This window comes from Plectonema radiosum NIES-515 (assembly GCF_025753815.1).
In the GTDB taxonomy this organism is placed as follows: Bacteria; Cyanobacteriota; Cyanobacteriia; order Cyanobacteriales; family Nostocaceae; genus Hassallia; species Hassallia radiosum_A.
In genome coordinates this window covers 1-22,162 of record NZ_JAOWRF010000336.1, presented here as the reverse complement: position 1 = coordinate 22,162, position 22,162 = coordinate 1, and the positions used below count along the sequence as shown (strand labels likewise).

At 41.5% G+C, this 22,162-nt stretch carries 20 protein-coding genes; 5 read left to right on the top strand and 15 right to left on the bottom strand.

The features are described from left to right. The first annotated feature begins 486 nt into the window (after window positions 1-486). Window positions 487-2,400, top strand: a complete 1,914-nt coding sequence (locus OGM63_RS23735) for an iron uptake porin (protein WP_263748139.1) — start codon at window positions 487-489, stop codon at window positions 2,398-2,400. A 124-nt stretch (window positions 2,401-2,524) separates the two neighbouring features. On the opposite strand, the gene tnpA is transcribed toward OGM63_RS23735, so the two are convergent. After that, a complete protein-coding gene (tnpA, locus tag OGM63_RS23730; RefSeq protein ID WP_263748138.1) occupies window positions 2,525-2,935 on the bottom strand; it encodes an IS200/IS605 family transposase in 411 nt (136 codons plus the stop codon). A gap of 74 nt (window positions 2,936-3,009) precedes the next feature. Here tnpA and OGM63_RS23725 point away from each other — a divergent pair, with 74 nt between their 5' ends. Next, on the top strand, window positions 3,010-4,272 hold the full coding sequence (locus tag OGM63_RS23725; protein ID WP_263748137.1) for an RNA-guided endonuclease InsQ/TnpB family protein: 1,263 nt from the start codon (window positions 3,010-3,012) through the stop codon (window positions 4,270-4,272). A gap of 66 nt (window positions 4,273-4,338) precedes the next feature. Here OGM63_RS23725 and hisIE read toward each other — a convergent pair whose 3' ends face one another. Both hisIE and OGM63_RS23715 read right to left on the bottom strand, forming a co-directional pair. After that, the gene (gene hisIE / locus OGM63_RS23720) at window positions 4,339-4,977 is read right to left on the bottom strand and encodes a bifunctional phosphoribosyl-AMP cyclohydrolase/phosphoribosyl-ATP diphosphatase HisIE (protein ID WP_263748136.1); all 639 of its coding nucleotides are present in this window, start codon (window positions 4,975-4,977) and stop codon (window positions 4,339-4,341) included. Window positions 4,978-5,079: 102 nt separating this feature from the next. Continuing rightward, window positions 5,080-5,268, bottom strand: a complete 189-nt coding sequence (locus OGM63_RS23715) for a ChaB family protein (protein ID WP_263748135.1) — start codon at window positions 5,266-5,268, stop codon at window positions 5,080-5,082. Between the two features lie 104 nt (window positions 5,269-5,372). Here OGM63_RS23715 and hemL point away from each other — a divergent pair, with 104 nt between their 5' ends. Continuing rightward, window positions 5,373-6,671, top strand: coding sequence for a glutamate-1-semialdehyde 2,1-aminomutase (hemL, locus tag OGM63_RS23710; RefSeq protein ID WP_263748134.1), 1,299 nt, complete (start codon window positions 5,373-5,375; stop codon window positions 6,669-6,671). Window positions 6,672-6,779: 108 nt separating this feature from the next. Here hemL and OGM63_RS23705 read toward each other — a convergent pair whose 3' ends face one another. Then, window positions 6,780-6,941 (bottom strand): metallothionein, encoded by a 162-nt coding sequence (locus OGM63_RS23705; protein ID WP_263748133.1) that lies wholly within the window; start codon window positions 6,939-6,941, stop codon window positions 6,780-6,782. Window positions 6,942-7,373: 432 nt separating this feature from the next. On the opposite strand from OGM63_RS23705, the gene OGM63_RS23700 reads away from it, so the two are divergent. Continuing rightward, window positions 7,374-8,993: a serine/threonine-protein kinase gene (locus OGM63_RS23700; RefSeq protein WP_263748132.1), complete on the top strand. Its 1,620-nt coding sequence runs from the start codon at window positions 7,374-7,376 to the stop codon at window positions 8,991-8,993. 234 nt (window positions 8,994-9,227) lie between these two features. On the opposite strand, the gene OGM63_RS23695 is transcribed toward OGM63_RS23700, so the two are convergent. Further along, window positions 9,228-9,797 (bottom strand): DUF924 family protein, encoded by a 570-nt coding sequence (locus tag OGM63_RS23695; RefSeq protein ID WP_263748130.1) that lies wholly within the window; start codon window positions 9,795-9,797, stop codon window positions 9,228-9,230. Between the two features lie 5 nt (window positions 9,798-9,802). After that, entirely contained in the window at window positions 9,803-10,357 is a 555-nt protein-coding gene (locus tag OGM63_RS23690) for an SRPBCC family protein (RefSeq protein ID WP_263748129.1), read from the bottom strand. A gap of 311 nt (window positions 10,358-10,668) precedes the next feature. Here OGM63_RS23690 and OGM63_RS23685 point away from each other — a divergent pair, with 311 nt between their 5' ends. Beyond that, the gene (locus OGM63_RS23685) at window positions 10,669-10,869 is read left to right on the top strand and encodes a hypothetical protein (RefSeq protein ID WP_263748128.1); all 201 of its coding nucleotides are present in this window, start codon (window positions 10,669-10,671) and stop codon (window positions 10,867-10,869) included. 111 nt (window positions 10,870-10,980) lie between these two features. Here OGM63_RS23685 and OGM63_RS23680 read toward each other — a convergent pair whose 3' ends face one another. The 9 genes from OGM63_RS23680 to OGM63_RS23640 form a co-directional block, all read right to left on the bottom strand. Next, window positions 10,981-12,420, bottom strand: a complete 1,440-nt coding sequence (locus OGM63_RS23680; protein WP_263748127.1) for a carotenoid oxygenase family protein — start codon at window positions 12,418-12,420, stop codon at window positions 10,981-10,983. Between the two features lie 238 nt (window positions 12,421-12,658). Further along, entirely contained in the window at window positions 12,659-13,351 is a 693-nt protein-coding gene (locus tag OGM63_RS23675) for a DevA family ABC transporter ATP-binding protein (protein ID WP_318528540.1), read from the bottom strand. Window positions 13,352-13,487: 136 nt separating this feature from the next. Next, window positions 13,488-14,654: an ABC transporter permease DevC gene (gene devC, locus OGM63_RS23670; RefSeq protein WP_263748125.1), complete on the bottom strand. Its 1,167-nt coding sequence runs from the start codon at window positions 14,652-14,654 to the stop codon at window positions 13,488-13,490. A gap of 18 nt (window positions 14,655-14,672) precedes the next feature. Beyond that, entirely contained in the window at window positions 14,673-15,980 is a 1,308-nt protein-coding gene (locus OGM63_RS23665) for an ABC exporter membrane fusion protein (protein ID WP_263748124.1), read from the bottom strand. A gap of 255 nt (window positions 15,981-16,235) precedes the next feature. Continuing rightward, window positions 16,236-17,204, bottom strand: a complete 969-nt coding sequence (locus tag OGM63_RS23660) for a fatty acid desaturase family protein (protein ID WP_263748123.1) — start codon at window positions 17,202-17,204, stop codon at window positions 16,236-16,238. Window positions 17,205-17,700: 496 nt separating this feature from the next. Further along, window positions 17,701-18,750 (bottom strand): fatty acid desaturase family protein, encoded by a 1,050-nt coding sequence (locus OGM63_RS23655; protein WP_263748122.1) that lies wholly within the window; start codon window positions 18,748-18,750, stop codon window positions 17,701-17,703. Window positions 18,751-18,849: 99 nt separating this feature from the next. Next, window positions 18,850-20,001 (bottom strand): beta-ketoacyl-ACP synthase III, encoded by a 1,152-nt coding sequence (locus tag OGM63_RS23650; protein WP_263748121.1) that lies wholly within the window; start codon window positions 19,999-20,001, stop codon window positions 18,850-18,852. 102 nt (window positions 20,002-20,103) lie between these two features. Beyond that, window positions 20,104-21,021: a hypothetical protein gene (locus OGM63_RS23645; protein WP_263748120.1), complete on the bottom strand. Its 918-nt coding sequence runs from the start codon at window positions 21,019-21,021 to the stop codon at window positions 20,104-20,106. A gap of 14 nt (window positions 21,022-21,035) precedes the next feature. Further along, the gene (locus OGM63_RS23640) at window positions 21,036-21,563 is read right to left on the bottom strand and encodes a hypothetical protein (RefSeq protein ID WP_263748119.1); all 528 of its coding nucleotides are present in this window, start codon (window positions 21,561-21,563) and stop codon (window positions 21,036-21,038) included. Window positions 21,564-22,162 lie beyond the last annotated feature (599 nt).

Sequence of the window (22,162 nt, the reverse complement as noted above, 5' to 3'; positions counted from 1 at the left end):
TTAAAATTATTATTTGTAGAGACGTTCCGCCGGAACGTCTCTACGATGAATTAGAAATTTCAGCCTTTATATTCAGCAACGCCGGAAATTCACCTAGAACAGCCGTCTATAACTTTTTTTCCAAAAACTTTTCACAATAACCCATCCTTAAAATACTATTTAATTCACTTTATAGCAAGAAAAAAGTAAAATTTCCCACTTTCAACCAATATTGACTAATTCCAACATCGCCAGCCATAGGTTGAACACGAGTCGAGTATATAACAATCATAAGAATTCCCAATGCTTGTTTGTGTCAATTGTTGGCAGAAATAGTATTTACTATTATTAATGGTTCCAGTCGGAACTATAGAGTGTAAGTAACTTTAATTAAAATAATTTTATACATTCAATTAAGTGTACTTTTACAGTTTCAATGGATGCCTTGAAGCTCAATTAACCATTGATTCTAAATTTTGCTTTTCAATCTTGATGTGAGGAGTTGCCATGAAAGTAAATCTGCTAGCTTCTGCTGGGGGAGTAAGTTTTCTGTACTTACTTGCTGGAATGTTACCTGTGCAAGCGATGCCTAATTTTGAAGAAACAGCGTCTGACACCCAGCCTCTAAATTATTCTGAAAACATAGTAGTTTCCAGCAATAATATCTTTGATGAAACTATCTCTATTAATGAGAAAATTGAATCAGTACCTGTATTAAATCAAAAGCAAGAAAGTACTGATTTAGCAGTAGCTGCTTCTACTTTTTTTCCGCAAACAGTCTTAAAAAATTCCAATTCTCCTTCAGACTCTTCAAACCTAATAGCAGCATCAGAAATACAAGAACAGGTAACATCTGTATCGCAACTGTCTGATGTGAAGCCTACCGATTGGGCATTCCAAGCATTGCAATCCTTAGTAGAGCGCTACGGTTGTATTGCCGGATATCCAAATGGAACTTATCGCGGCAATCGTGCCATGACTCGTTATGAATTTGCCGCTGGTTTAAATGCGTGTTTGGATCGAGTTAACGAACTAATTGCCACCGCAACCGCCGATTTGGTAAAAAAAGAAGATTTAGTCACCTTGCAAAGACTGCAAGAGGAATTTTCTGCTGAACTAGCGACATTGCGGGGTCGAGTAGACGCTTTAGAAGCTAACACCGCTAAACTGGAGGCGAATCAGTTTTCCACAACAACTAAACTCAATGGTGAAGCAATTATATCAGCTATTGGTGCCACAGGAGGCGCACAAGATCGAAACGATCCGAATATCGTTTTGGTAAATCGAGTCCGGTTGAATCTCAACACCAGTTTTACAGGCAAAGACTTACTAATTACTGGGTTGCAATCTTACAATTTCTTAGGCGGTGTAGATGGTTCTGGTAGCATTCAACAAAGTTTAGGATTAGCTTCACCCCTACTGACTGCTAGCAGCGCTCGTACAAGCTTTGAACCTCAATTTCCTGGACTAGACGTCAAAACCTTATCCAACGTCAGCGCCAACACTATTCAGCTTTACAAACTACTTTACATCTTTCCCGTCGCCGATAAATTAACTTTGTTTGCCGGCACTGCTGCGGAAGTATCCGACGCTTTTCCTCCCATCACTCCATTTTATGGTGAAGGACAAGAAGCAATTTCTCGCTTTGCCGGCTTAAACCCTGTAGTGCGCGTTTCTGGGGGTACTTCAGGTACTGGTTTAGCATCAGCCGCAGGCTTTATTTTCAGCCTTTCAAAGCAACTCGATTTGAGAGCATTGTATGGCAGTGTAAACGCGAATCTTCCCAGTTCATCTCCCGATATACTTCCAGGAGTCCCTAACACACCATTGGGCGCCGGCGTATTTAGCGGTAGTAGCGTTGTTGCTGCACAATTAACATTTAGACCAACCAGTTCAATAGATATTGGTTTGAACTATGCCAATAGTTACCACGAGATAAACATCTTAGGTACAGGATTAGTTAGCGGTGATATTGGTTCTTTAGCTGGGGTTCCTCTAGGAATACCCGTCAAACTCAACTCCTTTGGTGGTACAGCAACCTGGAGATTTTCTCCCAAAGTCGCTTTATCTGGGTATGGTGCAGCACTATTTGTTGACGATTCTTCCGGTAGAGTTGATGCTTCCACCACCTTCACCAGTTGGATGGTAGGACTTCACTTCAACGATCTTTTCAATAAAGGCAATAATGCAGGTCTTATTTTTGGTCAACCACTTTACCGTACCGACGCTAGTGGAGACGCCAGACTTACACCTGCCGGCGCAAATAGAGCAGTACCCTACCATTTAGAAGCATACTACCGCTTGCGCCTAACTGACAACATCAGCATCACCCCAGGCGCCTTTGTCCTATTCAATCCCGAAAGCGACAGCCGCAACGACACAACAACCGTAGGTGTACTCCGTACCACCTTCACCTTCTAAACACGTAAAACAGCCGGGAGCTTGGTAGCCCCGGAAGAATAGGTACGCAGTACCGCTTTCTACAGCGTAGGACCGGGGTGGAAAAGCGACTCGCGCAGATTTATCTGCATTCAATATTAATTAATTAATGTCTTTCATGATGCGGGTCATTTATATAAGCCATCACATTGCTTGTGCTTACTTTGCCCGATGTATCGTAGAAGTAGCTTCTAGTCCAAAGGGACGGAAGCTTTTTTAGTTCTGGGAATTCTTCTCTCAACAGCCTAGAACTACGTCCTTTAAACAGTTTAATGACATCACAAATAGCAGTTTTTTCGTCATACTCCACAAGCAAATGAACGTGGTCTGACGCAATCTCTTTAGCTTTGATAATCCAATTATTATCATGAGCAACAGAATCAAGAATCTCTGATAATCTTAATTTTATATTTCCTACTAATATTGGTTTTCTGCGTTTAGGTATCCAAACTAAATGTATTGTAGCTAAACCGACAGAATGCTCACTGTGTCTGTAACCTATAGAATCTTTTCTCATAAAACTTGGTTGATAGTTTGATATTTATCAACCAATAGTCTAACATATAAATATAGAAAAGAGAGGTAAACAAATTGTTTGGTTGTCAGCAAATATTAATTAAAACTGATAAAGATACCCAAGCCATAATAGAGTATTTATGCACAGAGTCTAATACTCTTTACAACTGCTCTGTTTATTATGGTCGTCAGATATGGTTTAAAACCCGTAAAATAGTTACCGGGTTTGACCTAACGTCAGAAATGAAAACAAATAAACATTTCAACGCTGGTTATGCCTCTTCTATGCAACAAACTTGCATAAATGTAGGAGAGGCTTTTAAATCTTTCAAACAGTTATTAGCAAAAGCTAAAAAAGACACTTTAGACCAAAAACCTAAAGTCCCAAACTACCGCAAACCAGGTGGGATGTTTACAATTACTTATCCAAAAAAATGGTTAAAGTTGAAAAATAATTTAATTCGGTTTCCTTTAGGTAATCAAGTAAAAGCTTGGTTTGGAATAACTGATTTTCATCTACCGATGCCATCAAATTTAAATTGGACAGAAATAAAAGAGATTAGAATTTTACCAAGAAATAGATGTTTTTATGCTGAATTTATTTATCAGCAACCAACTAAAACATTTGAAACCGACCAAGCCAAAGTATTAGGTATTGACCACGGCATAAATAATTGGTTAACTTGCGTCTCTAACGTTGGAACCTCTATCATTATTGATGGGTTGCATTTAAAAAGTTTGAATCAGTGGTATAACAAATCTGTAGCCAAAATCAAAGAAAACAAACCTCAAGGGTTTTGGTCTAACAGACTTGCAGCAATTACAGAAAAGCGTAACCGTCAAATGAGAGATGCTGTTAACAAAGCTGCAATAATTGTTATCAACCATTGCTTAGAAAATAAAATTGGTTCTATAGTTTTTGGCTGGAATACTGGACAAAAAGACAGTTCAAATATGGGGAAGAAAAATAATCAAAAATTTATTCAAATCCCAACAGCAAGACTAAAAAGTCGTATTGAGCAATTGTGTGAACAATACGATATTAAGTTCATTGAAACTGAAGAATCTTATACTTCAAAAGCTTCTTTTTTAGATAACGATTCTCTACCTAAATTTGGTGCAAAACCCGAAGGGTGGAAGTCAAGTGGAATTAGAGTTAAGCGTGGTTTGTTTAAAACTTCAACCGGAATAAAAATAAACGCCGATTGCAACGGTGCGGCAAATATCATTCGGAAAGTAGCGATGATGGCTAAATTTAATTTGGCTGGAATTGGTAGAGGTTGTTTAAGTCAGCCTAAGAAAGTTCTTTTATGGACTATAAAGAAATCCCCAGCATGACGGCAGGGGAAGCTTAATCCCCTCTTCCCCTCCTCCTTGGCGTTCTTGGCGTTTTGGCGGTTCGTTTTACTTCCTTCTTTCCTGCAACTTCCGAAAAACCGCCTTCAAATCAACATGATGATGAGCCAAAGCGACCAAAGTATGATATAGCAAATCAGCAACCTCACCAGCGATCGCATCTGGTTCATCATCCTTACACGCCATCACCACCTCAGCAGATTCCTCACCAATCTTTTTCAAAATCTTATTATCACCCCCAGCAAACAACTTACAAGTATAAGAATCTTCACTTGGATTATCGCGGCGATCGCATATCACCTGAAACAATTGCGACAACGTATCGGCTGGTGGTGCAGTAATTGTCCCATCTACTTGATGAAAACAACTCCGTTCTCCTGTATGGCAGGCAATATCTCCTAACTGCTCAACCCCAATTAATAGAGCATCACTATCACAGTCATAACGGATACTTCGTACCTTTTGTAAATGTCCCGAAGTCTCTCCCTTGTGCCACAAATTTTCACGCGATCGGCTCCAAAACCAAGTTTCCCCAGTTTCTAAAGTTTTCTGCAACGACTCTTGATTCATCCATGCCATCATCAAAACAGTACCATCCAGATAATCCTGGATTATTGCGGGTACTAGACCCCTGTCATCGTAGCGAATTTTCTCAACAGGGACTGAATGCGAATCAATCGAAAACATACCAGCTGCTGCAAGTAAATGCAAAAATAATTATTGATTTACGATACCATTATGGATGAAGCAGCTGGAGTAATTTTTTAAATTAAACTCTGTTATTTCATCTTAAACAACAACATTCCTGTTCATGGCAGACTGCATTTTTACAGCACTTAAAGCCACTTTATGAGCTTTTGTTGCTTCGCCATACCAGTGTAGAGCCGAGTTGAAAGCTGCCCGGTAAAGATCCTGGTATGGCTCAGATAATCGAGTGCGAATATCTGAAGGCAAATCTTGATTCGATTTATATAACATATTGTTATTTTCTTGGTTCAGGTAATTTACTAATATATAGGTTCTAGGCAGCTATTACGCCTATCCTAAGATAGAGCTTTTGTTTTCACTGTTAGGAGAAAACCTTGGTAAATACCACGATTAAAACTACAAAATCAGAAGAAATCTTCGCGGCTGCCCAAAATTTAATGCCAGGAGGCGTCAGTTCTCCTGTCCGCGCCTTCAAATCTGTGGGTGGACAACCAATCGTGTTCGATCGCGTTAAAGGCGCGTATATTTGGGATGTCGATGGCAACCAATATATCGACTATGTAGGCACTTGGGGACCAGCGATTTGCGGTCACGCTCATCCGGAAGTCATTGCCGCACTGCATGAAGCCTTAGAAAAAGGCACAAGCTTCGGTGCGCCCTCAGTACTAGAAAATGTACTGGCAGAGATGGTAATCGCTGCCGTCCCCAGCATCGAAATGGTCAGATTTGTTAACTCCGGCACAGAAGCTTGTATGGCAGCGCTGCGGTTGATGCGGGCTTTTACTGGACGCGACAAAATCATCAAGTTTGAAGGCTGCTACCACGGTCATGCTGATATGTTCTTGGTGAAAGCAGGTTCTGGTGTTGCTACACTCGGCTTACCCGACTCCCCAGGAGTGCCAAAATCGACAACTGCCAACACTCTAAACGCCCCTTACAATGACTTAGAAGCCGTCAAAGCTTTGTTTGAAGAGAACCGCGACGAAATTGCGGGTGTCATTCTTGAGCCAGTCGTCGGCAATGCTGGATTTATTACTCCCGATGCAGGCTTCTTGGAAGGGCTACGAGAGCTGACCCACGAGCATAAGGCGTTATTGGTGTTTGACGAGGTAATGACGGGCTTCCGTATCGCTTATGGTGGCGCTCAAGAGAAGTTTGGTATCACCCCGGATTTGACTACTTTGGGTAAAATCATCGGCGGTGGTTTGCCAGTAGGAGCTTACGGAGGTCGCCAGGATATCATGTCAATGGTTGCCCCCGCAGGTCCGATGTATCAAGCCGGGACGCTTTCTGGTAATCCTTTGGCGATGACTGCTGGCATTAAGACACTGGAATTGCTGCAAAAGCCGGGTACTTACGAGTATCTTGACCAAATTACCAACAAGCTAGCTTCAGGCTTGCTACAAATTGCGACTGAAACCGGTCACGCAGCTTGCGGTGGACAAATTAGCGGCATGTTCGGCTTATTCTTTACCTCAGGACCAGTCCATAACTACGAGGATGCGAAAAAGTCGGATACAGCCAAATTTGGACGCTTCCATCGCGGAATGTTAGAGCGGGGTGTTTACTTAGCACCGTCTCAGTTTGAGGCTGGGTTTACCTCGTTTGCTCACACCCAAGAAGATATTGAGCGGACTTTGACTGCCGCACGCGATGTGATGTCTAGTTTGTAAGTTAGGGACGCTTGGACTGGGGACGCTTGGACGCTTGGACTAGGAAAGAGATTATTCACATAAATTGGTTTTTTCCTCTTCCCCTTGTCCCCAGTTCACAGTCACTTGTTAACACCCACAACCATTGTGAGCGCAGCCTTTCATGGTTTTATGACCTTCAGCGCAAGCTTCAGAGCAATAAGATTTATCGTCCTTTTTAATCGAATCCTCGATGTGAACGACACACAGACAAGAAGGACAAGCACATTTCATTTGGGTTACAGTTGCCATAAATTTTCTTCTAAATACTAAAATGAATATAACACATGAACAGTTGTTCAAGTGTACTTGAATATAATTTAATCTTACCTTGTCTGTTCTTCGTTTCAGAAAAAACTCTGTAAAAATCAAATATTTTATGAAAATGTAATATTACTTATGCGGTCAAACTTAATTCGTACTAAATATATATATTAATTCACGTAGAAAAATTTTTGATATCGTAACTATTCGGGTTGAAACCAAGCCGAGAAAGTAGCTGCGAGGTTGATTAGAGTAGATTTTCGGGGGTTTATGATTACTTTACTTAAGCTGGTGGCTAACTTTAGCAACTCTTCAAAAGATTCCAGCGAAAATGACCTGGCAAAAGTAGATTTTTGTTTAAATAATGAAAAGAGAGTTTAATGCTCCCCCGTAATTATTCGTGCAGCGAGTTGACAGTGCATGAGCTACTGCTTAAATCCGATCTGTCTCAATCCAGAAAATTTGGCATACAGCCAAAGGTGTCAGTCTTGTGGCTCGCTTTTGCGGTTGCGCGATCGCTATCGGGTGCTCAAACCATTAGGTCAAGGTGGTTTTGGTGCAACCTTTTTAGCCCAAGATGAAGCCTTACCAGGCGAACCAAGTTGTGTAATCAAGCAACTACGTCCTTCGGGAACCGCACCACACATTTTAGAAATGGCGCGGGAACTGTTTGAGCGAGAAGCGAAAACCCTAGGCAAAATTGGCAATCATCCCCAAGTACCTCGGCTGCTAGACTATTTTGAAGATCATGAACAATTCTACTTAGTCCAGGAATACATCAGTGGCGCTACCCTTCAACAGGAGGTGAAACGCGACGGAGTTTTGAGCGAAGCCGGAGTCAAGCAATTCTTGAGCGAGATGCTGCCATTGCTACAATACATCCACGAGCAAAAGGTGATTCACCGCGATATCAAGCCAGCCAACTTGATTCGCCGCGATCAAGATGTCAGATTAGTTCTGATCGACTTTGGAGCCGTCAAAAACCAAGTTAGTCAAGTTACAAACCAATCCGAGCAAACAGCATTAACTGCATACGCAATTGGCACTCCTGGTTTTGCCCCTCCAGAGCAAATGGCTATGCGTCCAGTTTACGCCAGTGATATTTACGCGCTGGGAGTAACATCCATTTATCTGCTGACTGGCAAATCTCCTAGAGATTTGGACTACAATCCCACAACCGGGGAAATGATGTGGGAACAGCTTGTACAAGTCAGCGCTCACTTAACACAAGTGCTGCGAAAAATGCTCGAAGTCTCAGTACGCAATCGCTATCAGTCAGCCGAAGAAGTACTCAGAGCACTAGAGATGGAACCATACCTGGACAGTTTGGCACAAAGTATGGTTGCTCAATCTTCTGTGAGCGTGAAAGAGCGAACTTCTCTAACACGTAACCACTTGGAAGATTCTAGTGTGTATTGCAGCAATCCTTCTAGCCCTTCTTCTAGTGCAGGGATTCAGGAGTTAGCAGCAGCAATTCGCGCAAGACGAGCCAAAGCCGCAGAAGGAGCAGCTTTACAAGCTCCAGGAATACGGCAAGGAGTGATGACTACAAAATCAACTACTTTGGCAAACAGCAATAGTACTTTGCATCAAAATAGTAAAGTTAGTCGGAAATTAGATACTCAAGCTTTATTAACGGCTTACGTTAAAGGAAGACGAGATTTTGCCCAACACAATTTGAATCTACTGAATTTGCAAGGAGCAGAATTATCGGGAACGAATTTCCATTCCTCTCAATTGGAGAAAACCAACCTCCAAGGAGCTAATCTCCACAACACTGACTTTGGCAGAAGCTCTCTTAACCGTGCGAATCTTAGAGATGCTAATTTGAGTCAGGCTTACTTTAGTCATGCGGATTTAGAAGCAGCAGATTTGCGAGGTGCAGACCTTAGCTATGCTTATCTTAATAATGCCAATCTCCGAGGTGCTAATCTGTGTGGTGCTAATTTAACTGGTGCGAAAATTTCTGAGGAGCAGCTGGCAGTAGCTAAGACTAATTGGATGACTGTACGTCCCAATGGTAAACGAGGTTTATTATAATATGATTTGAGATGAAGGCAATCCAAAATCGGAAATTTAAAATTGAAAATAATTTAATTTAAGTTATAAAACACAGCTATTTACAGTTGATGCTGCAAATTGTGTTGCATAAACAATCCTCATACTAAATTGCTTATCATTAATAGTACCCCTATCGCTAAATCAAAGGTTTAAGTTTAATACTGAGTAATTAAATTACATCCATATTTCCAGGTGCAAGATGTGAGTTTAAACCTATATAGCTGGTTGCTGTAAAAATTCTTTTTCCTCTAGGGTAGAAATGCGCCCTAAAATTGCATTGCGATGAGGAAATCGCCCAAAACGCTCAATTATTTTCAGATGACGATATGCATACTCAATTGCACTGGTGCTGTCAGGATCGTGACTGAGTTGCTGAAATAGTTTTAGACTCTGATGCTGATGATCTAGATTTTCGCTGTGTTGAAAAGGTAAGTAGATAAACCAGCGTTGTACAGGCAAAAAGTGGCGATCGTACAAGAGTGCGATCGCCTGCTGCGCTGCTGAAAGTGCTTCCCAATCAGTAGCGAAGGCTTCAGGAGTACCGCGAAATATACTTCGGGGAAACTGATCTAACAACAAAATCAGCGCTAGACAAGTTTCAGGTAAGTCGATCCAATCGTCTAGGTGTCCCGCTGCGGCTTTTTGGTAATCTGTGCCGAATCGAGTTCGCAGTTCCTCATCAAACTCTGGTGTTTTATTAAACCAAATTTTTTGAGGTTTACCGTAACTGAGCTCATCGGGATGACCAAACCAAAATTCTAAAATAGGTTTTGCCTGTGACATTGGTATTACTGACCTAACATAAGCACTTGTCGCATTTTACGCATATTGGTCGGCAATTCTAAATTCATTGCTTGCTGAATAAACATCGATGGTATAGGAATATTAGGCGTAGCTTGCACACTATAAGCTAGCAATGTGCCATTACCGCAATCTTTTAGTTCTAAATTAGCTGTAAAGTCTGCAAAAGTTCCTTTTTCCATCCGAAATTGAATTCGCTGACCAATTTCTTCGGCAACGTTGAGGTAGATTTCAACTTGTGCCGTGAAAAATAAAAATGCTTTTTGTGCTGCTTGATACAGACGTTTCACCTCACCTCGATGTGTTACTTCGCTCTTTGTTATATCAGGAAAATATTGCACCCAACGCGGGTAATCTGTTAATTGCTGCCAGACATGCGATCGCACTAAAGGCACATACATCCAAGCAGTGACAGCACCACCCCAAGCATTATGCGATCGCGTTTCTACCAAAATTTCACCCTCCATGAGTAACTTTTGCTTGTCTTGACTCCAAGTCATATCGTCACCTGTAGTAATATTTGGGATATAAAACGCAGACATATTGATTTTGGTTACTCCTCAAAGCCACTTACGCAGTTAAAATGTAAAGTCTTTAACTCCATCCATGACAACCGACTAATTGTAGTTCCACTTCCATAGATAAATTTTCCGGAAAAATTGCTTATAAGCTAATTATTCCCAAACTTTAGGGAAAAATATGTAATTTTATGATGAACTTCCCTTCATCGGTAAATACTGAACTAGCTTTAAAAGTAGAGCCTTTGACACGATCGGTCTCTGACGTAAAATTATAAAGTTTTGCAATGCCCGTTATGCTTTGATAAGCTGTTGCGATGGAGCGGGCAATGAAAGTGAGTCAATCTTCTAATAAATTAAATCGTCTATTAACCCAAACTTGCGGCTTCCTTTTTGGAATTGCGATCGCCGTTTGGGTACTCAGAGGCTTTGGGATTCTCGGTTTTATGCCAGGGGGTGTAATTTGGCTCTTGTTTTTGGCAGCGATCGCTTTTGCGATTCTCAGTTACATGCAAAAAACTTGGTGGCGATTTTAATATCAGCGGCTGGCTTTTGGATCTTGCTTATAGGTAGACTCTAGGAGAGTATCTAAAGAAAGAAAGGCGATCGCATCCAACAGATCGCACTTCTTCTGCATCTTTATGTCCTCAAAAAGTGTTTGCCACTGAAGCGGATTTCCAGGTTCCCCCAAACCCAAAAGAAACTACACTGGGTAATGCCAGCCTGCAAACTGGTTCAGCATCAAGATGCTCTTGCTCAAATATCCAGACAGAGCTACTGCAAGAATTGCCGTCAAATACTACAGTTAAAACCCAACCTTTTTCCGGATTTTCAGCATCAACAGCATAAATAGCTTTCATCGGATAACGGTTTTCACCGAAGTCGGCTTCGATAAGGGTTTTGGTTTGATGGTCGAAACGAGCGATCGCACCATACAATTCCTGACCGATATCAACCCCGGACCGATGCATTAATAAATAAGTGAAGCGCGATTCTTGCCCCACCCGATGTGGAGGTACGCTGGGAAAAGCGCAGCTGCGATCGAGCAGTTGATGCATTTCGATCACCTTGCCCGATTGCGGGTTTAGACGTACTTTCCAGAGCCTTCCCTTGGCAATTGTACGTGTTTGACCTGTCGCCACCTCTTTGTTGAACTGATTACTCTGAAAATCTTCATAGCGGACGAGGTGTACTACGGCACAGCCACTAGCATCAGTATAACCATTAGCAAAATGCCACTGAAACCAAGACGACTCTGTGCTACGACTAACTACTTTGAGCGTAGTTTTATCAATCACTATAATTTGTGTTCCCTGTTCTTTTTGCCATTGCAAGGAATCACCGAAGCAAGCCATCCTTGCTAGGTATGGAACTGGATTTAGCCGCACCGGAGGAATGAAAAACACCAGATAATTACCAGCCAGCACAAAATCATGTATCAAGGGCAGACCATCGAGTTCTATTTCAGCTTGTTGTTGAATCTGACCCGTGCGATCGCACTGGTAGATATGCAACACTGCTTTTACCCCATAAGTTACCCCAAAGTTGTAAATTGCTTGTGTTTGTGGGTCAAGCTTCGGATGAGCCGCATAAGCTCCGCTATCAGCTAACCCTCCTAAATTATCGAGTCCAAAAGTTTTGAGGTTCACCAGGTCAAGGGCATGGGGTAGCCCCCCCTCCCACAGCGCTAACAGCTTATCGGGCAACGCCATCACCGAAATATTTGCACAATTCTTTGGTCTTGCACCCAACTGTTTCCAAATCGGTACTCGTGGTGTCATCCCATAAGTCTCGAACAGGAACTTTCCAGCTTTTTCTTCTGCTTGGTATCCCGCTGTTTGTACGTAACGATAAACCCCAGTAGCACCTGTATCGGTGAAATGAACCCCCAGAACTGCCCCATCCCCATCAAACCAATGTCCCGCTCGTCTTCCGCCGCGCTCTAGCCGTGCAGGACCGTTGTAATATAAAGAACCCCGTAACCCCGTGGGAATAGCACCAGTAATAACACGCAGGGGTGTTAAACCAAATTCAGTCGCTGGTTGGGTAATTGCCTCTGCCCAAGTTGGAAATAATTTATTTTGCACAGTTTTTCCTCAATTAAAAGCTTAATGTTTGAGATTGGTTTTTAGCGGTTCTCGCTTGGGTGCAGTACAATGCGTGACCTCACTTCCATTCCTCTCTCCTATGAGGAGGAGCCACTGCGTTGCGCGGGTTCCCCGCGTTGTAGCAAGTGGCGTCAGAGGCTTTGAGTCTTACTCCCCTTCCCTCGTAGGGAAGGGGTTGGGGGTTAGGTCTGTATTGGACAGAAGGTGCAAAGTGCTATTAGTGACGATCTGCCACCGTTTCTTTTACCAACCGACCATCTTCCATATGAAGGATGCGGTCAGCAATATCCAAAATCCGATTGTCGTGAGTTACAAGCATGATGGTGCAACCTTGTTCTCTAGCCAAATGCTGCATTAGGTCTACAACTTCTCGACCAGTTTTGCTGTCTAATGCCGCAGTCGGTTCGTCTGCTAAAACCAATTGGGGATGACTCACCAAAGCACGAGCGATCGCTACTCGCTGCTTTTGTCCACCTGAGAGATTATGAGGGTAGTAATTAACTCGCTCCTCCAAACCAACTGCCTTGAGTATTGCTTCAGCCTTGGTACGAGCTTCACGAGCAGAAATATTTTCATGCAATTCAACTGACATTTGTACATTCTGTCGGGCAGTCATGAACTGCAACAAATTGTGAGCTTGAAAAATATAGCCAATTCGCCGACGTACCCACACCATTTGGTCTTCATTCCCTCCCAAAAGTTCTTGCTCTAAAACTCTCAAACTTCCCTTTTGAACGGAGCGCAAAGCTCCAATTAACGACAATAAAGTCGTTTTTCCTGACCCCGATTGCCCCGTCATGATAATAATTTCACCAGCTTTAATTTCTAAGTTAATATCAAACAAAACCTGTTTGCTTAGTGAGCCTTTGCCAAAGTAATGGTTAAGATTGCGAATAACAATAGGCGGCATAAATCTCAATATTTAACAATATGTTAAAAAACAATACGCGGGCGTGTTAAGGATTTTTGGTATTTATTTCGGCATGTAGAGACTTCGTATTTCGCGTCTCTACAGAGGATTTCAGGCTTAACTGAACGGTATTGCGCTAAAAAATATCAGCCGGGTCTGCCTCTTGCAGTTTCCGTACAGCAATAGCCCCAGAACTAAAACACATTAAAAATGTCAAGACCAATACAAACAAGGCTCTAGTTAGTTCCATTGCAACTGGTAAAAGTGTGGCATTTTTAGCTACATTATACATTCCAGAAGCGATAACAAAGCCAGGAATGTAACCAAAAATTGCTAAAATTAGCGACTCTTGAAAAACCACAGACAGTAAGTAAGAATGTTTATATCCTATGGCTTTGAGAGTTGCGTACTCACCCAAATGCTCCGATAAGTTGCTATACAAAATTTGATAGACAATAATAATCCCGACTATTATTCCCAAAACTACACCAAAACCAAAAATAAACCCAATTGGAGTACTACTATCCCAATATTTCTTTTCCTGTTCCATCAATTCTTGTTTAGATAAAACTTTGATATCTGTCGGATAATATTTTTTGAATTTTTCGCAGATTTTAATAACATCATAACCGGGTTTTAATTTAATTATGCCGAGATTAATATATCCTTTTGGTCGTTGGGGAAAAATCCGCAGAAAATTCAAATCGCTGGTCAGTAAATTGCCATCGGCTCCAAAGGAAGTTCCTAACTGAAATAATCCTTCTACCCTAATTCGGCGATTGCTAGGACCTCTGTCTCCGATTTCTGTAATAACTATTCCCTGGCGTTTAAATTCGGAAACAATGGGACCAAATTCGGCTCTAGAGGCTTCATCAAATAAAACAACATCTGGAATTTTCAGCTTATCTAAATTTTCTTTGACACCTGGTAAATCAAATACTTTATCGCCAAGTTCAAAACCGATTACATATATGTTGCGCCAATAATTTCTAGTTTGCGGATTTTTCCACTGTGCAAAACCTAAATAGATGGGAACAACAGATTCTACCTCCTCGAAAGCTAAAGATTGATATAACCGACGTTCAGAAAAGTTATCCATAGCAATCAAAGCGGTAGACCGAGGACTGACCAAAAAAATGTCACCTTGCAATTTTGAATGCAAAGCGACAGCACTATCAAATAAAGCGGCACGCAAGCCAAGTTGCATAAATATCAAAACTACCGCGAAGCTAATTCCACCTAATGCTACTAATAACCTGAGTTTTTCATACTTAAGTTGTAACCAGGCTGTGGATATTTTCATTTAATTATATATAGTGTTTTATTGAACAGAGGAAGTATTAATTATCGATTTAACCTTTAAGTTAGTTAAGCCGGCAACGAGTTTGCTGTCTGCTAGGTCAAGACGAATTCTGACTTCCACTACTCTGGCGTCTACATCAGCTACCGGGTCAGTACCGAGAACATCTTTTTTGCCAATTTCCAAACCAATCTCGTCTACAGTTCCGTGTAACTTCGCACTAAACCCATTGCTAGTAATGATGGCTCGTTGACCGACACGGACCTTAGCGATGTCGGTTTCATAGACTTCTGCTTTCACATACATTTGTTGGGTTTGACCTAGAGCAACAATTCCCTTTTCGCTGACGATTTCTCCTGGACGAGCGTTAATTTTCAGAATTCGACCAGAAGAGGGCGATCGCACATAAGCTAGGTCTAGTTCTGCTTGAGCCTGTTGCACAGATGCTTTGGCATTTTCAAGTTCAGAAGAAGCAATTGCCACGTCTACTGGACGGACTTCCACCGTCTGCTCTAAGGTAGCTTTAGCCTGAGCTAGCTGCTGTTGGAGAGTGTCAATTGTCCGCTGCTTCGTCGCTTTGGCTTCGATGATTTGCTCTCGACGACTGTTTACAATTCGATTTAGGGTAGCTGATGCCTCATTGACGCGCTCAGTCGCGGTTTTTTGTTCCAGACACTTGCGATCGCGCTCTTGATTTGTGACAGCACCTTCTTTATATAAAAGCGAGTAGCGATCGCAATCTCTTTTAGCATTTTGCAACTCAGCCTTGAGACGCTCAATCGTCGCTAATTGAGCTTGCTTTTCAAAGAGCAATTCAGCCTCCAAGCGCTGAATCGTTGCTTGTTGTGTAGCAATTTGTCCGCGCCTTTCAGCTAAAATGTTTCCAATGTCCGCTTTGCGAGCATCAATCTCACCCTGTTTAGCTCCGGCTTTTACCTGTGCTAGACGAGCTTGGGAAACGAGGACTTGTTTTTGGGCTTTTTTCAGGGCAGCTGACAGGCGATCGCGACTGTCAAGAATTGCAATTATTTGCCCAGTCTTAACACTGTCTCCCCGTTCTACGAGCAGTTGGTCAACCCGCGAACCTTGAGCACTATTGGGAGCCGACAGGGTAATAACCTCTCCTTGTGGTTCCAAATCTCCTAAGGCAGCAACGGCATTGACAGCAATTGTACTTTCTGTTGCTTCTAAAGTTTGTGGCGAAGTGCGTGAGCTATTCTGGAAGGGCAAGAATCTGTAGAGAACAACGGTGCTAGTTATAGAAGCACAAGCCACTACTAAAAGGATGAGCCACCACCCTGCTCGTTTGCCAAAAGTATTAAATTTCATCTCAAAATTCACCTCATCCGCCACATAAAGTAGCTGTCTCCAAAAATTTTCTCTTTACTTGCCAGCAAAGAACCTTCAGCAGGCTTATTCATAGGATTCCCAAAGAATCCACACAAACTAACAGTCTTAATTTAAAAACCACAAACAATCTAGAAAACTCAGACCCTTTGATAATCGAAATCAGCTGCCCTTTAGACACAGAGCAGCTGATTTCGAGTTGGCGATCTTCGTGCTGGCAGAGGTGAAACAACCAACCTAGGAGGTCAAAAATGGCTTTAGGTCTTCATCGCTTGCATAATAGGCTCGCTTCAGCGAATTGATCGTACAACGGAAGTAGCCGTTCACTACAGCATAGGGCTGCTCGTGCTTCGTGGCTTCAAAAATTTCCGGAAAATATCGGTAAGACAAATAAGGATACCGATGGTGTACCTGATGATAATTGGTGTTACTCCATAGCCAAGTCATTAAAGGGTTCGTTAGTACTATCCAACTATCAACATTTGGGTTTTCTGTTTGTTGTGTGCTTTTTCTCGCCTGATCTGGAATGCCGTGATGCTCCGACAGGTTACGGAACATAAAAACCAATGGCAATAACAGGAGAGTCGGAACAACTGTATACAATATGGAAATTCCCGCCATCGGGACAATATAAAAATAGAAAGCTCCTACAATACTTAAGGAAAACACATCTTTCAACGCCTGATATTGCTGCTTTCTTGACCCACTCAACAAATCGACCGCAAGTGTTTTGTAATGGATATAAAGACCGATGAAGGCTCCCCCAATTAGAGCAAACCAAATGGGGTGATTATTTACAGGTTCTTCAGGATCTAGACCTGGCTGATGTGTATAACCGTGATGGGTGAAATGAAAATTCCGGAAGTTATGAAAAGGAAGTAGAAGAAGTGCCCCAAATATCCCACCACAGAAGTCATTCCAAAAGACACTGTTAAATAACACCCGATGTGCTGCCTCGTGTCCCAGTATCCCTAGACCCATTATTAGCACGTTGTTAACCAATGCTAAACCGATGATAAATCCCCACTTCAAAACAAAATGAAACCAACCAGGTATAGCTAAGAAAGAGGCATCAATTCTATCAACACCTGCCTGTGTTAGAAAAAAAGAACCGACCACAAGACCGAGCAATACAAGGGACTTTAGCAAATTTTTTATCTGGGGAATCACTTGTTCTGTATGTTTAGGAATCTTGAAGTCTTTCATGAGTTAATTCCTTACAAAATAGTCAAAATTCAATATGCAAGTGGAAAAACGCCGCCTAAGTTAAACAAAACCAACTAGTTTGAAGGGATATCCAGCCTATTTTTGGCTGGGGTGAGATTAGGCTAATACCATTTCTTTATGAAGATGCGCCTAATTTAGCCCACGCAGGTGGGCTTCGTTTGTGTGCCCGCGTTGCTCCCAGGCTTCCAGCCTGAGGGCGTTATGTGCAGCCTCACATAGAATTGGTATAACCATCACCCCTAGCTAACACAGCCACCTATAGCCCTAAATACAGCGGTTCTCCCTTAGGTGCAGTACGCTTTTAACCTCACTTCCATTCCTCTGTGCTACCTCTGGTCTAACCCTCCCCTACAAGGGGAGGGTTAGGGAGCAGCTTTTATTACTAGAGAGGCTTTGAGTCTTACTCCCCTTCCCTAGGAGAAAAGGGGTTGGGGGGTTAGGTCTGTATTGGACAGAAGGTGCGATCGCGCTATATTTAAACCGAGTTCTCAGAAGTTACCCCAAATAAGAACGGCTTTATCTGTTCGTGAGTCGAGTAATATGGCATATTTTTCAAATGCATCAAACAACGGAAGTAACCGTTCACCAGTGCATAGGGCTGCTCGTGCTTCGTGGCTTCAAAAATTTCCGGCAGATATCGATAAGATAAGTAAGGATACCGATGATGCACCTGCTGATAGTTAATGTTGCTCCATAGCCAAGTAAGCATTGGATTCGTCAGGATTAACCAGCTGTCAATCTGTAGTTGCTCACCTTGAAGATCCTCAGACTGATCTTCAATATTGACTACCCGATCCAAGCTTTTCTTGGCAGCTGGTGAAACCGCAGGTGCAAAGGCATAATGATCGCACATCGCACGGAAGGAATATACCATCGGCACTAACACGAAGGTGGGAACCACTGTATACCAGAGGGAAATCCCCTGCATTGGGAGCAGATAAAAATAGAAAGCTACAGCCACACCCACAAAGCAAATATCTTTCAGACCTCGAAAGACCTTATTCCACTTCAGCGAAAATACCCCTAATAAATTGGCTGCAACTATTTTGTAGTGTTGATAAAGGGCAATAAATCCTCCCATAGCAAATGCATACCAAAAGGAGTGGTTATGCAAAGGTTGCTCTGGATCTAAGTCTGGCTGATGGGTGTAACGATGGTGGGTCAAATGAAATTCACGGTTTGCATAAAAAGGGAGGAAGACAACTAACGCAGACAATATTCCACCCCACAGGTCATTCCAAAACCTGCTTTTGAATAATACCCCGTGAATGCCCTCATGGGCTATCACTCCTATACCCGTCAGCAGGATGCAGTTAAATACTGCCAAAACGGTAACAAACGCCCATTTAATTACTAGGTGTATTGCTTCCAAATTAAAAGAGAAATAAGTGTCTATTTTGGTGACACCCACCTGTGCTAGAGCTAAAGAACCAATTAGTAGCACCACAAGTAAGACTGACTTAAACAGATTTTCAGCTTGGGGAATAACTTGTTCCTTAGCTTTAGGGATTTTGAAGGTTTCCATGATTCAAATATTTCAAAAATTGTTGAACACGCTGATTAATATCGAGTGAATAAGTAGTCCGTCAAAGTTTTCATTTGACGGACATAGCGATCGCACAACTTAAACCACTGTCAAAAGCATATATGCGTAGGAGAATCTGGCGCTTTCGGGAATAAAACAAAGTATTTTTTCGCCTTGTTCAAGTTTTCCTGATGACATCAATTCTTCAAGAATCACAAAAATAGAAGCCGAACCTGTATTTCCCTTCATAGTTAGGTTGGTAAACCATTTATGGTATGGAATCGGAAATCCAAAATCAAGGAACGCATCGTGGAGTGGCTCCTTAAAATATTCCGATGAGTAGTGAGGCAAAAACCAAGTGATTTCATCAGGGTGCAAATTGTATTTAGCTTGAACCGTTGAAAAACACTTGTTCACCGCATAGTCAACAATATGTTGTCCTAAAAGTTTGGCATCCTGCTTGAGGTTTAAATAACCCTCTTTCCATACTTCATCTGGATTCTCAACATCCCGCCACCCTTGTAAAGAACCGTCTGTTCTCTTGACACCTCCCCCATACATACAAGTCTCTAGCTCATTAGCATAAGAGACGATATCAACCCATTCGATTTTGAGCGAAATTCCATCTTGACGAGGCTTATCATTTATCAAAACTGCGGCAGCGGCATCGGAAAGCATCCACCTCAAAAAGTCCTTCTCAAAACCTATGACAGGGTTGCTTTCCAACTCCTGGATTTTTGCTTCTATTTCTGGTTGGAAATACGCTCCCCTGAGTGCATTTGATACGACTTCTGACCCGGTTGTGACAGCATTTTTGGTCAACCCAGAAGACACGCTCATATATCCATACTTAAAGGCAGTGACTCCAGAGCAGCAGACACCACTTGTGCTTATTACCTCACAGGGTAAACACTCAAGCTCACCATGCACCATGACAGCATGGTTAGGAATAAGCTGATCCGGACCTGAAGTTCCACAGACCAAACACTCAATTTCTTCTAATGAAAAATTAAATTTATTTGACAGCACTCGCACTGCTTCAGCTGTTAATTGAGCATTGGTGTGAGTTTGCTTGCCAGTATTCGGATCTATCGCATAGTATCGAGTTTTGATGCCGTTGTTTCTCAGGATTCTTGACTTGGTTCGGGAGGGCTTACTGTTGATTAACCCCAGAACATTTTCGATGTTTTCATTGTCAACTGGGTTGTTGGGTAGAAAAACACCAAGACCTGTAATGTATGCAGAACCCATATTATTCTCCTTGAAAGTGACAAAAGAAAAAACTAAAACAAGAGTAATTTTGGCAATTAAACTTCATTTCTGGATATAGGTAAAACGAATTACTACGTCTTCCTATCCAGCCGCAGATGGGGATTTAAGAACGTCAACATAAGCGTCAAGTTTTTTGTTCAACAAAGGATTAAACAGAACTCGAAAAACCATCGAAACTAAAAGCACAATGGGAATGACTAAGACGAGCTGAACCGCAAATAGGTATATGATGGGTCGTCGGCTCCAGCTTCCAGGTTTACCAAAAAAACGAGCTATTTTTGCCCAAGGATTATATACAAATCGTCCGATTATTTCTGGGATGATATAGCGTCGATTAACTTCAACAGCATCAAGTCCTTTGAGCATTGAGTGATTAGAAGAATCAGTCAATACCGTTAGATTATTTGCTATCTGCCTACCGAATCTTGATAGTGCATGAATATCCTCATCTTTCACCCCCGCAGGTGGCAATGTTCCCAAAAATTTATCCTTTTTTCCGGTTAACAATAACCGGGGTGTGGTGATAAAGGTAGCCAAAGGTGGACCTTGATGAGTCACCACAACATTGTCAATGTGAATACCTCCGACCTCAGCAATCATTTTCTTCATAATTTCTGAGGCTGAATGCCACATATTTCGACAGACAATTAAAGTGATAATTTTCGTGTCTTTTAGAACTTTTGCATACTCGGATTTGAAAAAACTCTGAATCGGTAAAGCAGGTGCTAAAAACCAAACTTGATAAGCAACAATGACTAAATCAAATTTGTCAGATTCACCAAACTTTGGCGGATAAATTTCCGGTGGTTCTTCATTAATACATTCTGGAAAAACATCAAAAAATTTGAACAATTTCCAGGGATAAGGGTAATCAACTTTTGGTTTGATACATTCCCAAGTAAGTTCGACTTCTGGTGTATCCAAAAATTTGACAAAAGACTCCGCAGCGCGAAGTACATCACCCGATTGGGTGTAATAAAGTACTAATACACGTTTCATAACTTTAGTTTTGGTTATTTTTTTTGTACTAACCAGGACTCAAATGCTTCTCTGCGGCTTTGTGCTGCTTTTATTTTTTTTTGAAATTCAAGTTCCCCTTGTGCCTTGAATAAATCTATAGTTTTTGCGGTCAAGACAAACCCAGTGTTGTGTCTAATTACAGTGGGTACTTTTGAATAATGGACTTCCCATATATTGAGAGGTCTACAACGAAACCGTTTTAATTCGTCGTTTCCAAGTGTTTTTAACTCTAAAGGCTGCTGAATAGCTTGGTAGGACTGATTAATTTCCAGTGCAATTTCCTGAAACTGCAAAATTTCAAACTCTAGCTTGTCAGCCAAAAGATTTATGCGTTCTGCATGGGATTCAAGCTTTTGCATACCTTCAGTAACTTGGTGATATAACTCCTCCTGTTTTTGAAGCCGTTGGAGTTCTTGCGAGTATTTTTTAAACTCTACCAATTCAACTACATGAAGTTGCAACTCGATTAAATCTGCTAGCATTTTGTCATCATAAATATCTCCATTTTTCACCTGAAGCATAGTGTTTTTCCTGGAAAAATACGGTGTGAAAAATTTGTGACTACTTCCATAGCCACTTTCATCCATTTGAGTTATTAAAATCCTTAATAAAAACCTGTGGTGTTATTGGTTAATTTTCGGATTAAATGTCATTGGTATTGAATACATATTGAATAAATATGCACTCATAAGGTTTATGTCTTCATAGTGAAAAGATATTTATTAACTCATTTTTTTAGCAAATTATTGCTGTAAGCTTTAGTTATTAATACCATAACTGCTATTTTGGCAAATGTCAGTATTTTTTTTCTATTTTTGCCTGTTTTTTTACGAATTTTGTACCTAAGTTTCCGAATCTTGGCGCGTACACTTTCTTCTATAATTCCCAAAAATACCGACAAAGTAACAATATTAAGCTAAAATTCACAATTTCTCTCAAAGGTTGAGTAGGAGGTGAGGTGGAAGCAGTTTTAAGATTTATGGAAAACGGTGTTTGGTCAAAGTCCAAAATAACCGTTGACTGCAATTTTCATCTTAAATGAACCATATTATTTTTATCTCACGCAAAGTCGCAAAGCCGCAAAGGAAGAAATACAGAAAACTTGCTGTCTCTTATACAC